Source organism: Streptomyces spinosisporus (assembly GCF_022698145.1).
In the GTDB taxonomy this organism is placed as follows: domain Bacteria; phylum Actinomycetota; class Actinomycetes; order Streptomycetales; family Streptomycetaceae; genus Streptomyces; species Streptomyces spinosisporus.
Window position 1 is genome coordinate 25,590 of sequence record NZ_JALDAX010000001.1, and the last position, 12,885, is coordinate 38,474.

Annotated in this window: 9 protein-coding genes; 7 read left to right on the forward strand and 2 right to left on the reverse strand. The window is 70.1% G+C overall.

From position 1 onward, the window contains the following. The first annotated feature begins 561 nt into the window (after nt 1-561). The 5 genes from MQN93_RS00095 to MQN93_RS00115 all read left to right on the forward strand — a co-directional run bounded on the left by MQN93_RS00095 (nt 562) and on the right by MQN93_RS00115 (nt 8,539). Complete coding sequence (locus MQN93_RS00095) at nt 562-2,430, forward strand: glycogen debranching N-terminal domain-containing protein (RefSeq protein WP_242707763.1); 1,869 nt, start codon at nt 562-564, stop codon at nt 2,428-2,430. Between the two features lie 131 nt (nt 2,431-2,561). Beyond that, complete coding sequence (locus tag MQN93_RS00100; RefSeq protein WP_016432222.1) at nt 2,562-3,320, forward strand: NUDIX hydrolase; 759 nt, start codon at nt 2,562-2,564, stop codon at nt 3,318-3,320. Between the two features lie 129 nt (nt 3,321-3,449). Beyond that, entirely contained in the window at nt 3,450-5,441 is a 1,992-nt protein-coding gene (locus tag MQN93_RS00105; protein ID WP_242707764.1) for an ABC transporter ATP-binding protein, read from the forward strand. 161 nt (nt 5,442-5,602) lie between these two features. Further along, complete coding sequence (locus MQN93_RS00110) at nt 5,603-6,490, forward strand: FadR/GntR family transcriptional regulator (protein ID WP_051183502.1); 888 nt, start codon at nt 5,603-5,605, stop codon at nt 6,488-6,490. A 516-nt stretch (nt 6,491-7,006) separates the two neighbouring features. Next, nucleotides 7,007-8,539, forward strand: coding sequence for an RNA polymerase sigma factor (locus MQN93_RS00115; RefSeq protein ID WP_037781070.1), 1,533 nt, complete (start codon nt 7,007-7,009; stop codon nt 8,537-8,539). 155 nt (nt 8,540-8,694) lie between these two features. Here the strand turns inward: MQN93_RS00115 and MQN93_RS43810 are convergent, their stop codons facing one another. Next, the gene (locus MQN93_RS43810) at nt 8,695-8,829 is read right to left on the reverse strand and encodes a hypothetical protein (protein WP_278190240.1); all 135 of its coding nucleotides are present in this window, start codon (nt 8,827-8,829) and stop codon (nt 8,695-8,697) included. Nucleotides 8,830-9,091: 262 nt separating this feature from the next. Between MQN93_RS43810 and MQN93_RS00120 the strand changes: the two genes are divergently transcribed. Continuing rightward, entirely contained in the window at nt 9,092-9,967 is an 876-nt protein-coding gene (locus MQN93_RS00120; RefSeq protein ID WP_242707765.1) for a serine protease, read from the forward strand. A gap of 109 nt (nt 9,968-10,076) precedes the next feature. Here the strand turns inward: MQN93_RS00120 and MQN93_RS00125 are convergent, their stop codons facing one another. Further along, nucleotides 10,077-10,307 carry a DUF7455 domain-containing protein gene (locus tag MQN93_RS00125; protein ID WP_016432216.1) on the reverse strand — a complete coding sequence of 77 codons (231 nt, stop codon included), beginning with the start codon at nt 10,305-10,307 and terminating at the stop codon, nt 10,077-10,079. A 443-nt stretch (nt 10,308-10,750) separates the two neighbouring features. On the opposite strand from MQN93_RS00125, the gene MQN93_RS00130 reads away from it, so the two are divergent. Continuing rightward, nucleotides 10,751-12,874, forward strand: a complete 2,124-nt coding sequence (locus tag MQN93_RS00130) for a DNA gyrase/topoisomerase IV subunit B (RefSeq protein ID WP_242707766.1) — start codon at nt 10,751-10,753, stop codon at nt 12,872-12,874. The last annotated feature ends 11 nt before the right edge of the window (nt 12,875-12,885 follow it).

A 12,885-nucleotide genomic window follows, 5' to 3' on the forward strand; every position in this document is an offset into this window, starting at 1 on the left:
GCAGGTCGACCCCGGGGTGCGCCGAACCCGGCCGACCAGAACTGCTCCACCCGTAGTCCGACCGAATACGGCCTCACCGCCGCTCGACCGCTTCAGGAGGGATGCTGTGTGACCGATCCACCAGAGCCGGGGCACCTTCCGATCGGTACGCCCGAGCCGCCGCAGCGCAACGCCGTCGAGGTGTCCGAGCCGGGGCGCCGTGCAGTCGACCCAGCCGTGCCCAGCCCTTCAGCCATGCCAAGCCCCCCGGTCGTGCCGAACCCACCTGTGCTACGCCCACTGCACCCGGACCACCCACCGATCCGGCCGACCAACTCAGTCCAGCACTCGGCGCCATCGCCAGGCCGATCCCCCTCACAACCGCCCCTCCCAGGCCAGGCCCCGACGCCGCCAACAACCCCGCCGCCAACCAAGAGGCCTACGGCATCCACCCCGCCCAAACCCACCTCCACCCCCACCCCGCCCCCACACCCCCGACGTCCCATCGAACTGCCACCCACTCACACCGCGCTGATCTGCGTCGGGCTCCCGGGACTCGCCATCTCGACGGAGCAAGGGCAGATGACCGGCCAGGGGCTGGAGGGCTTCTACCGCGCGGGCAGGCGGCTGCTCTCCCGTTGCCGGGTCCGCGTCTCCGGGCGCGAACCGCTGGCGGTGCAGGCTCGGATGACCGCGGCCGACCGGGCCCGGTTCGTGGGGACGTTGCGTGCCTCCCCGCACTCCGGTCCGGACCCGGACATCGTCGTCGAGCGCATTCGCCAGGCGGACGGCACGGAGCGCATCACGTTGCACAGCACGGCCCTTCGCCCCCTGCGCGTGCCGGTCGAGGTCGCGCTCGGTACGGACCTGGCCGAGCTGGGTGCCATCGCGTCCGGCGCGGCTCCGCCCGAACTGGCCGCCAGCGTCGGCGACTCGGGCCTGCGCTGGTCCGGTCCCACCGGGGGCTCCACGGTCACGGCGGATCCGCCGCCCGCGGATGCGCTGGCCTCCGCGGGGCTGCTGCGCTGGGAGTTCGAGTTGCCGCCGGGCGGCAGCAGAAGCGTGGAGCTGAGAGTACGGCCGGAGGGAGCGGGGCCCGTGCGGGCTGTGGGGCGTGCGGCCGCGAGCCCTCTCGCTCCTGCTCAGGCGTCCGGGGACGACCCCAGGGTCCAGCAGTTGCTGCTGACGAGCGTCGAGGACCTGAACGCACTCCTGCTTCGCGATCCGGCGCATCCATCGGACCTGCATCTCGCGGCCGGAGCCCCCTGGCGCTGTGGTCCGGCCCCGGCCGACGCACTCGCCGCGGCGCGGATGACGTTGCCCCTCGGCACCCGGCTCGCCGCGGGAACGCTGCGCACTCTCGCCCGCACCCAACTCCCGGGCACAGGGCCGCAGTCCGGCATGATCCCCGGGCCACGACGGGATGCGGGCACACACCTGCCGCCGGGCTGCACCGGTACCGAAGCCACCCTGCACTTCCCGGTTCTTCTCGCGGAAGCCCGCCGCTGGGGGCTTCCCGATACCGAGACGGAGGAGATGCTGCCGGCGGCCGAGCGCTGTCTGACCTGGCTGCGGACGATCGTCGGCGACGGCACGTACCTGTGCGATCCGCACCCCGGTGGTCCCGTCCGCTGCGAGACGCAGGCCCACGCCCACCGTGCGGCCCTCCTGGGCGCGGACCTGCTCGACGCCTGCGGCAGACCGGGCGGCACCGAGTTGCGGCAATGGGCTCAGGCACTGCGGACGGCCTTTCGGGAGGCCTTCTGGATCGACGACCTCGGCGGCGGCCGACCGGCAGCCGCCCGTGCCGCCGACGGTACCCCGGTCCCGCACCTGGGCGCGGGCGCCGCCCACCTCCTCGACACCGGACTGCTCGGCGGGGGTGAACTGGCTCCCGGCCTGCTCGACAAGGTGCAGACCGAACAGCTCGCGCGGTTGCTCGGCGGCCCGGCCATGGACTCCGGCTGGGGGCTGCGCGGGCTGGCTGCGAAGGAAGCCGGATACAACCCGTTCGGTCACCGCACCGGTGCCGTGCGGGTCCACGAGACCGCGATCGCCGTAGCCGGTCTCGCCGCGGCAGGCTACGAGAAGGAGGCGAGTGCACTGCTGAGAGGGGCACTGTCGGCCGCCGAAGCCTTCGACTACCGACTGCCCGAGATGTACGCGGGGGAGCAGCGCACCGACGGCAGTGCCCCTCTCCCGCACCCGGCGGCGTGCCGCCCCGCCGCCACCGCGGCTGCCGCCGGCGTCCTCCTGCCGGTCGCGCTCGCGGGAATCCGCCCCGACGCCCCTGCGGGGACGGTCACACTGCGTCCCGTGCAGTGCGCTCCTGTCGGGGAGATCGTGCTGACGGGACTCCGGATCGCCGGTGCCCCCTTCTCCGTACGGGTCAGCCGGCTCGGCCTTGCGATGGTCGAGGAGGCCGCCGACGGGCTGCAACTGGGGGTCTGACCCTGGACGGCGCACCACCGCACAACGACCCGGAACGCATGGTGAGGCGCATATCGGACCGAAGTGGATCAGCCATCGAAGCGACCGACGAAGGGAGTGTTTATCGTCAAGCAGACGACTATGATCGCCGCATGCCCTACGACCCGTCAGCCTTTCCGCCCTTCGCCGTCACCGTGGACCTGGTCGTGCTGACCGTGCGCCGCCATGCCCTGTGCGCGCTGGCGGTACGCAGGGGTGAACCGCCGTTCCAGGGGCGCTGGGCCCTCCCCGGCGGCTTCGTACGGGCCGACGAGGACCTGGCGCAGGCAGCCGCGCGGGAGCTGGCCGAGGAGACCGGGCTGCGAGCCCATGATCCGTCCGTCCCCGCGCAGGACAACGGCGCACACCTGGAGCAGCTCGCCACCTACGGCGACCCCAAGCGAGACCCGCGCATGCGTGTCGTCAGCGTCGCCCACCTGGCGCTCGCGCCCGACCTGCCCGCACCACGGGCGGGCGGTGACGCCAGCAACGCGCGCTGGGCGCCCGTGGAGGAGCTGCTGCAGCAGACCGGCTACGGCCGTGACGGCGAGCCGGTGGCACCGCTGGCCTTCGACCACGCGCAGATCGTGTCCGACGGCGTGGAACGCGCGCGATCCAAGATCGAGTACTCCTCCCTCGCCACGGCGTTCTGTCCTACCGAGTTCACGGTCGGCGAGTTGCGCCGGGTCTATGAGGCGGTGTGGGGGGTGGCCCTCGATCCGCGCAACTTCCATCGCAAGGTGACGGGTACGCCGGGGTTCCTCGTCCCCACCGGCGGAACCACCACACGTCAGGGCGGACGCCCGGCCCAGTTGTTCCGGGCGGGCGGCGCCACGCTGCTCAACCCCCCGATGCTGCGCCCCGAAGTGTGACGGCAGAGCCCGAACTCCGGGCAACGGCCATGCGCAGAGCGGCGCACAGGTGCGAACCGGCTCGTCACTGCCTGCGGAAAGGGCGCGCGATCCCCAATAAACCGGACATAGCACGCTATCTTGCTGCGGGTGATCCAGGTCTTCGGGTTGACCAGCATTCCCCGTAACGGGTTTCCGTGTGCCGTCGACGATGTCTCCTTCGACGCACACTCAGGCCGCCTCACCACGCTTCTCGGTACGCCGGGAGCGGGCAAGACGACGGCCCTCAGACTCATGCTCGAACTCCAACAGGGCCGCGGCATCACCCACTTCAGGGGGCGGCCCCTGCACCGCATCGCGCACCCGTCGCGTGAGGTCGGCGTGCTTCTGGGCGACGTACCGGGACATCCGGCCCGCACGGTCCGCGGCCATCTTCGTCTGCTGTGTGCCGCCGCGGGAGTGAGCACCCGCCGCGCCGACGAGGTCATGGAGGCCGTGGGTCTCGCCGGACTGCGCGACGAACGCCTCGGCACGCTCTCACGAGGCATGGACCGCCGTCTCGGCCTGGCCTGCGCGCTGCTGCCCGACCCGCACTCCCTCGTCCTCGACGACCCGGCCGACGGACTCTCCGCCCGCGAGACCCGCTGGCTGTACGGCATGCTGCGCGCGCACGCGGCCCGGGGTGGCACGGTGCTGCTCACCACCGCCGACCCCAAGGAGGCCGCGCGCGGCGCCGACCGGGTCGTGACCCTCGAACAGGGCAGAGTCGTCGCCGACCAGGACGCCGCGGACTTCGCACGCACCCGGCTCCGCCCCCGCGTCGCCGTCCGCAGTCCGCACGCCCCCCGTCTGGCCGCCCTGCTCACCAAGGAGGCCCGGAACGCACAGCGCTCCGTCGAGGTCGTACGCGATGGCGGCAACCGCCTTTCCGTATACGGCAGTAGCTGCGCCGACGTCGGCGAGACCGCCTTCCGGCACGGCATCCTCGTACACCAACTCGCAGACGAGGTTGGGGACATGGGGCCCGGAGCGACGGACGCTCCCGTCAAGGAGACCGCAACCGACACCGATCGACCGACGCGGGACCGGCTTAACCCGCCCAGCCAGCCCAGCCAGCACAACCGGCCCAACCAGCCCGACGCGTCGGACGCCGTACGCGATGGCATGGCCGCGCAGCACGTCACGATCCCGGTCGACGCGCCTCATCACGCGGGCACGGAACCGCCGTCAGCGCCTCTTGACGGCGCCTCCCACGAAGCGCACCCGGATGCGCACCGCCCTGCGCACTCCCTTGCGAACCCCGAACCGCCCTCCCCGGCCCGGGCCGACGACCTGTCGTCCCCCCTCCCCCCACCCATCTCCGTACGCTCCGCCCCCAGCCCCCTTCGCCCTCTCCGCTACGAAATCCGTCGTGCCGCCGGTATCAGCACAGGGTTCCTCACCGGCGCTGCGGTGCTCGTCGTGTCCGCCCTCGCCGCCCTCTTCCTGGCCCGGAGCGGGCACACTCCGCAGGAGCGGCTGCTCGTCGCGTGGCCGCAGGAACTGCCGCTGCCGCCCGCCGCGCTCGGAGCGGGGCTGCTCGGCGCGCTGGCCTTCGGCGACGAGTTCCGCCACCCCGCGCTGGCGGCGGATCGCGGCACAGTCCCCCGTCGGCTGGGGCTGCTCGTCGCGAAACTCCTCGTCGCCACCGCGACCGCGCTGATGCTGGCCTTCCTCACGGTCGGCTGCGACGCCGAGATGCTCTACATCGTCTACGGACGGGAGCTCACGCAAGTTCCCGCGGACTGGCTCTCGCTGAGCGCGAGTTGGTTCGGGCTGGTCGTCGGATGCGCGTGGGCAGGAGTGCTCGCAGCCGGCGTCTTCCGGTCGACCACCGCAGGACTTGCGGCGGTGGTGGCGGTGCCGGTCGTCGTTGTTCCCCTCGTACAAAAGGCCTTGGCGGGTTCGTCCGTGCGTACGGCAGCCGGTTTTCCGTTGCGGCTGCGGGAGGTGCTTCTGTCGCAGTGGCCCTTCGGTGGTGAGCGCTATCTGTCCGCTGTCGCGCGCGTGATCGCCCAACCCGTGGGCGGCGCCCTGACGTTGTCGCTCACGGCGCTGCTCTGCGCATATCTGCTCACCACGCTGCGCAGCAGGTTCCGATGACGACCGTCCGCACACTTTCGCCCTGCCCTGTGCGCAACTCCCAGGGGTAAGCCCATTTCTTTCCGATAAGGCGTCAATTGCGACGGGGTGAGCGATCACCCTTTCGTGTGCTTTTCACCAAAGCCCTCAAGGGAGTTGAGGAGGGCGCCGACAAAGGTTCCGTGAGTACCCTTGCGCACACCATGATGACCGCCGCCCGCTCCGCAGACTCCGGTCTGGCCGGCCCGGGCGAACTCGACCGCTACCCCTACGCGGAGACCCACGTGTCCGACCGCGTAGGAGCCCCCGCCTGGGAGGGCGCGGATCCCGAGCTGAGCCGCGTGGGCCGGCGTGCCGCAGGCAGTCGCGGACGCGGGCTCCACGGCCAACTCGTCCAGCAGCTGGGTCAGATGATCGTCTCCGGCGATCTGGGCGCCGACCGTCCGCTGGTTCCCGAGGAGATCGGCCAGCGTTTCGAGGTCTCACGCACCGTCGTCCGTGAGTCGCTCCGCGTCCTGGAGGCCAAGGGCCTGGTGAGCGCGCGCCCGAACGTCGGCACGCGCGTGCGCCCCGTCAGCGACTGGAATCTCCTCGATCCGGACATCATCGAATGGCGCGCGTTCGGTCCGCAGCGCGACGACCAGCGCCGTGAGCTGAGCGAACTGCGCTGGACCATCGAACCGCTCGCCGCCCGCCTCGCCGCGGGGCACGGACGCGAGGACGTCCAGCAGCGGCTCGGCGATATGGTGGAGATCATGGGGCACGCCATGGGGCAGGGCGACGCCATCACCTTCTCCCGCGCCGACAGCGAGTTCCACTCCCTGCTCATTCAGGTCGCGGGCAACCGGATGCTGGAGCACCTCTCCGGGATCGTCTCGGCCGCCCTGCAGGTCTCCGGCGGCCCGGTCACCGGCTGTGACCGGCCGAACGAGGCGTCCCTGGGCCACCACGGCCGGATCGTCGACGCCCTCGCCACCGGAGACGGCGTGGCGGCCGAGTCCGCCATGCGCCAACTGCTCACCGCCCACCCCGAGGTGGAGCGCGTGGTGCCCGCGCCGCGCGAACACTGACCACACCCGCGGGCGGCGCGGCCGGGAGGTGCCTCCCTCCTCCTGGGCATCGCTCGGCCGCCGAACCGCCTCCGTCGGACCCCGCAGGATCCCGGAGATCCTGCGGGGTCCGACGGCGTGACGGTCCGTGTGCATGACGGGCTGCGCGGAAGGCGGGCCGTGTGCGTGCGGATGGCGGGCCGTGTGCGTGACGGGCTGTGTGACACTGAAAACGGACCGCGAGATCCTGAAAGTGCCACGGTCTGAGTCGCAGGCAACCTCGTCTGCCCGTTTCTGTCCGTTTTTGGACGCTTACGGGCTGTGACTCGGGCCACGTAGATTGGGCGTAACACTCGTGGAAACAGCGCGATGACCTAAGAGGTGACAGCCGAGGAGGGAATACGGACGCCGCTTGCGGCGCTGTGCATCTTCCCGGCCCCCGCCCGCGCCGTCGGCCCAATCCCCAAGCCGGCGGTCGGCTCCTGTCCGCAGTGGACGGGGCCGGAAGCCGTTTTCCAACGTTCCGAGAGGTTGTTCGTGTCGGCCAGCACATCCCGTACGCTCCCGCCGGAGATCGCCGAGTCCGTCTCTGTCATGGCTCTCATTGAGCGGGGAAAGGCTGAGGGGCAGATCGCCGGCGACGATGTGCGTCGGGCCTTCGAAGCTGACCAGATTCCGGCCACTCAGTGGAAGAACGTACTGCGCAGCCTCAACCAGATCCTCGAGGAAGAGGGTGTGACGCTGATGGTCAGTGCCGCGGAGCCCAAGCGCACCCGAAAGAGCGTCGCAGCGAAGAGTCCGGCCAAGCGCACCGCCACCAAGACGGTCGCGGCGAAGACGGCGACGGCCAGGAAGGCCACCGCCACCGCCGCCCCGGAGGCACCGCCCGTCGCCGACACGCCGGTCGAGGACGACGCCCCGAAGGCCGCTGCGAAGAAGGCGGTCGCCGCGAAGAAGCCGGCGGCTGCGAAGAAGACGGTCGCCAAGAAGGCGGCGGCCAAGAAGACCAGCGCGAAGAAGGACGACGCCGAGGCCGTCGAGGAAGAGACGGTCGAGGAGACCCCCAAGGGCGACGAGCCCGAGGGTGCCGAGAGCGCCGGCTTTGTGCTTTCCGACGAGGACGAGGACGACGCGCCGGCCCAGCAGGTCGCCGCGGCGGGCGCCACCGCCGACCCGGTCAAGGACTACCTCAAGCAGATCGGCAAGGTCCCCCTGCTCAACGCCGAGCAGGAGGTCGAGCTCGCCAAGCGCATCGAGGCGGGCCTGTTCGCCGAGGACAAGCTCGCGAACGCCGACAAGCTCGCCCCGAAGCTCAAGCGCGAGCTGGAGATCATCGCGGAGGACGGCCGCCGCGCCAAGAACCACCTCCTGGAGGCCAACCTCCGTCTGGTGGTCTCCCTGGCCAAGCGCTACACCGGCCGCGGCATGCTCTTCCTGGACCTCATCCAGGAGGGCAACCTCGGTCTGATCCGCGCGGTCGAGAAGTTCGACTACACCAAGGGCTACAAGTTCTCCACGTACGCCACCTGGTGGATCCGTCAGGCGATCACCCGCGCCATGGCCGACCAGGCCCGCACCATCCGTATCCCGGTGCACATGGTCGAGGTCATCAACAAGCTCGCGCGCGTGCAGCGCCAGATGCTCCAGGACCTGGGCCGCGAGCCCACCCCGGAGGAGCTGGCCAAGGAACTCGACATGACCCCCGAGAAGGTCATCGAGGTCCAGAAGTACGGCCGCGAGCCCATCTCCCTGCACACCCCGCTGGGCGAGGACGGCGACAGCGAGTTCGGTGACCTCATCGAGGACTCCGAGGCCGTCGTGCCCGCCGACGCCGTCAGCTTCACGCTCCTGCAGGAGCAGCTGCACTCCGTGCTCGACACCCTGTCGGAGCGCGAGGCCGGCGTCGTGTCCATGCGCTTCGGTCTCACCGACGGTCAGCCGAAGACCCTCGACGAGATCGGCAAGGTCTACGGCGTCACGCGCGAGCGCATCCGCCAGATCGAGTCCAAGACCATGTCGAAGCTCCGCCACCCGTCGAGGTCGCAGGTGCTGCGGGATTACCTCGACTAGGTCGGTTTTTCGGCAGCGCCCCTGACCCTGGGATTTACGGGTCAGGGGCGCTGTGCTGTGCGCGCCGCCGGTGCATCAACGCCTGACTCGGGGGTGACGGGCCGTCCCCGGCGCCCGGTCGGAAGGTCGTCATCAGCGCGTCGAACCATCAGCCGTCAGTTCTCAATGCCCTTGAACTCCCGGCGGATCCGCGTGAGTTGCTTGGCCTCCGTGGACAGCAGGTCGTAGTCGACCTGCAGTCCGATCCCTTCGGCGGCGTGGACGTCGAGGAGGGCCGCTGATGAGAGCAACGGTCCGGTTCAGCGAGCCGTGACTCGCCTGTGTGCCCTCACACGCATGGCGCACCCGCCTCAGCTGGATGTACCGCCGGGCTGCGGGCGGGCCCGCAGCCCGGCGCTCACGCCGAGCGACGACCACCTCCACCGAACCGTGTCCTACGCCCCCGACGCCCACAGTGCGCCTCGCGGCCGAGCAGCCTGCCCAGCGAATGCGCCGCCCCCCGCGCTGGATGACTCTGGGTCTGCGAGGACCAACCCAGAGTGAGGAGTCTGCATGCGTCGATCCCTTGTCCGGGCGCTGGTGCGGCCGCTGGTGTTTGCGGCGGCGGCGACCGCAATACCGATGCTTTCCGCGCCGTCCCCTGCTTCTGCAGCCGCCGGCGGCGTCATCATAGGGAGCTTCCCGATCGATGTGTCCGAGAGTCCCTGGACGGTGGCGCTGTCCAGCCGTGACCGGTTCGGGGGTACGCGGGCGGGGCAGTTCTGCGGGGGTGTGGTCATCGGCCGTACGACCGTGCTCACCGCTGCTCACTGCATGGGGGAGGACGTCCTCGGCACGTCGGCGAAGAGCGTGCACGACCTGAAGGTCATCTCGAACCGTACGGACCTGCTCTCCAACCGCGGCCAGGAGATCCCGGTGCGTGCGGTCCGGGTGAATCCTGACTACGACAGCGGCAGCAACGCCGAGGACTTCGCACTGCTGACGCTCGCCGAGCCGCTGCCGCAGAGCTCGGTCATCGAGATGGCGGCCTCGGGTGACCCGGCGTACGAGCCGGGCACGAGTGCCATGGTCTCCGGGTGGGGAGATCTCACGGGCGGCGGAGACTATGCGCACAGTCTGCGCGCGACGCGCCTGCACGTGCTGTCCGACGCACGGTGCCAGGAGGCGTACCCGGGCAGTACCGAAGGCACCTACATCGCCAAGAGCATGCTGTGCGCCGGAGAGGCCGGAGGGGGCCACGACGCCTGTCAGGGGGACAGTGGCGGTCCCCTGGTGGCCCAGGGGAAGCTGATCGGGCTCGTGTCCTGGGGGAGCGGCTGCGGTCGCGCCGGCAGTCCCGGCGTCTATACGCGCGTCTCCGAGGTCGTACGGGCGCGGAATGCGGCTGCCTGGGCGAACGGGGCCCGCGGGGCTGCCGGAGGGGTCTGAGCGTCATCCTCTGCCGTTTATGAGCGCGGGCGGCGCGTCCCTGTGAGGAGGGAACGCGCCGCCCGTCGACCGGCCTGTGCCGGAACTGGCTCGTCGTGGATGCGAGGTCTCAGCGCTCTTCGTCTGGTGCGGTCTCCGGAACGGACGTGAGCCGCTCCGTCTCGTCCTGTATCTCAGCGGCGATCTTCTTGAGTTCCGGCTCGAACTTGCGCCCGTGGTGGGCGCAGAAGAGCAGCTCTCCGCCGCTGAGCAGGACCACACGTACGTAGGCCTGCGCGCCGCAGCGGTCGCACCGATCAGCGGCCGTCAGCGGGCTCGCGGGGGTCAGAACAGTAGTCACGTCGCCTCTTCTCTAGCTCGACGAGCTGTCGTACCAGGGTCAACATCCAACCAGCCCTAAAACGTTCCCGCCCCGGGCTTTTCCTCGAAAAAATCTTTCGAGGCCGGCTGTCTGCTGCCGGTTGGCGGCGAATGTGCCGTATTGCGTGTCAGTCGTGTCGTACGGGTTCGCGCGGTCTGTCAATGTCTGGTCCTCCCGGCTGGGTTGCCGGTTGTTCATGAGGACGTGCCCGGAGCCTAAATGGTTCATGCCTGGAAGGGAACGTGATATGTACTTCACCCCATCGAGGGATCGAACACGTATGCGACACTGGACTACGCTCAACTTCAGCAGAGGGTGGCGTTACAACGGCTCTACCAGGCCTCGGTACCCTCTTGACGGCAACCGAAGCCGGGCCCTTACCCACCAGGGGCTCACCTGAAATTCAGCGAGGAGCGAACCGCGTGACCGCCGAGACGTCCGTGCCGTCCACAGCGCTGCTGGCAGGAGCAGACCGGGACGGTTCCAACTACACCGCGCGGCACCTGCTCGTCCTCGAGGGGCTCGAGGCCGTGCGGAAGCGCCCTGGCATGTACATCGGGTCGACCGACAGCCGCGGCCTGATGCACTGCCTGTGGGAAATCATCGACAACTCCGTGGACGAGGCCCTCGGGGGCTACTGCGATCACATCGAGGTGATCCTCCACGACGACGGCTCGGTGGACGTACGGGACAACGGCCGGGGCATCCCGGTCGACGTCGAGCCCAAGACGGGCCTGTCCGGCGTCGAGGTCGTCATGACCAAGCTGCACGCGGGCGGCAAGTTCGGCGGCGGCTCGTACGCCGCCTCCGGCGGTCTGCACGGCGTCGGCGCCTCCGTGGTGAACGCCCTGTCGGCCCGCCTGGACGTCGAGGTGGACCGCGGCGGCCACACCCACGCGATCAGCTTCCGGCGCGGCGTGCCGGGCGCCTTCGCCACGAACGGCCCCGACGCCAAGTTCGAGGCAGGCAGCGGCCTGCGCAAGGCCAAGAAGATCCCCAAGACCCGCAGCGGCACGCGCGTGCGCTACTGGGCCGACCGCCAGATCTTCCTCAAGGACGCCAAGCTCTCCCTGGAGACGCTGCACCAGCGCGCCCGCCAGACCGCGTTCCTGGTGCCCGGCCTGACCATCGTCGTCCGCGACGAGCTCGGCCTCGGTGAAGGCGGCAGCAAGGGCGAGGAGTCGTTCCGCTTCGACGGCGGCATCAGCGAGTTCTGCGAGTACCTGGCGAGCGACAAGCCGGTCTGCGACGTGCTGCGCCTGTCCGGCCAGGGCACCTTCAGGGAGACGGTCCCCGTCCTGGACGAGCACGGGCAGATGACGCCGACCCAGGTCACCCGGGAGCTCGACGTCGATGTCGCGATGCGCTGGGGCACGGGCTACGACACGACCCTGAGGTCGTTCGTCAACATCATCGCCACCCCCAAGGGAGGCACCCACGTCGCGGGCTTCGAGACGGCCGTGACCAACACCGTCAACGAGGTGCTGCGCGCCAAGAAGCTGCTGCGCGTCGCCGAGGACGACATCGTCAAGGACGACGCCCTGGAGGGCCTCACCGCCGTCGTCACCGTACGCCTGGCCGAGCCCCAGTTCGAAGGCCAGACCAAGGAGGTCCTCGGCACCTCGGCAGCCCGGCGCATCGTGAACACAGTGGTCGCCAAGGAGCTCAAGGCGTTCCTGACCTCCACCAAGCGGGACGCCGCCGCCCAGGCGCGCGTGGTGCTGGAGAAGGCCGTCGCCGCCGCGCGTACGCGCATCGCGGCCCGCCAGCACAAGGACGCCCAGCGTCGGAAGACGGCTCTGGAGTCCTCGTCGCTGCCGGCCAAGCTCGCCGACTGCCGCAGCGACGACGTGGACCGCAGCGAGCTGTTCATCGTCGAGGGTGACTCCGCGCTCGGCACGGCCAAGCTCGCCCGGAACTCCGAGTTCCAGGCGCTGCTGCCGATCCGCGGCAAGATCCTCAACGTCCAGAAGTCGTCCGTGACCGACATGCTCAAGAACGCCGAGTGCGGCGCGATCATCCAGGTCATAGGAGCCGGCTCGGGCCGTACGTTCGACATCGACGCGGCCCGCTACGGCAAGATCATCATGATGACGGATGCCGATGTCGACGGCTCCCACATCCGGACCCTGCTGCTGACGCTCTTCCACCGCTACATGCGGCCCATGGTCGAGGCGGGCCGGGTCTTCGCCGCGGTGCCGCCGCTGCACCGCATCGAGATCGTTCAGCCGAAGAAGGGCCAGGACAAGTACGTCTACACGTACTCCGACCGGGAACTGCGCGACAAGCTGCTGGAGTTCGAGAGCAAGGGCATCCGGTACAAGGACTCCATCCAGCGCTACAAGGGTCTCGGTGAGATGGACGCCGACCAGCTGGCCGAGACGACGATGGACCCGCGCCACCGCACCCTGCGCCGGATCAACCTCTCCGACCTGGACTCCGCCGAGACCGTCTTCGATCTGCTGATGGGCAACGACGTGGCTCCGCGCAAGGAGTTCATCTCCAGCTCGGCGGCGACGCTGGACCGGTCCCGCATCGACGCGTAGCCGCCGCGCCC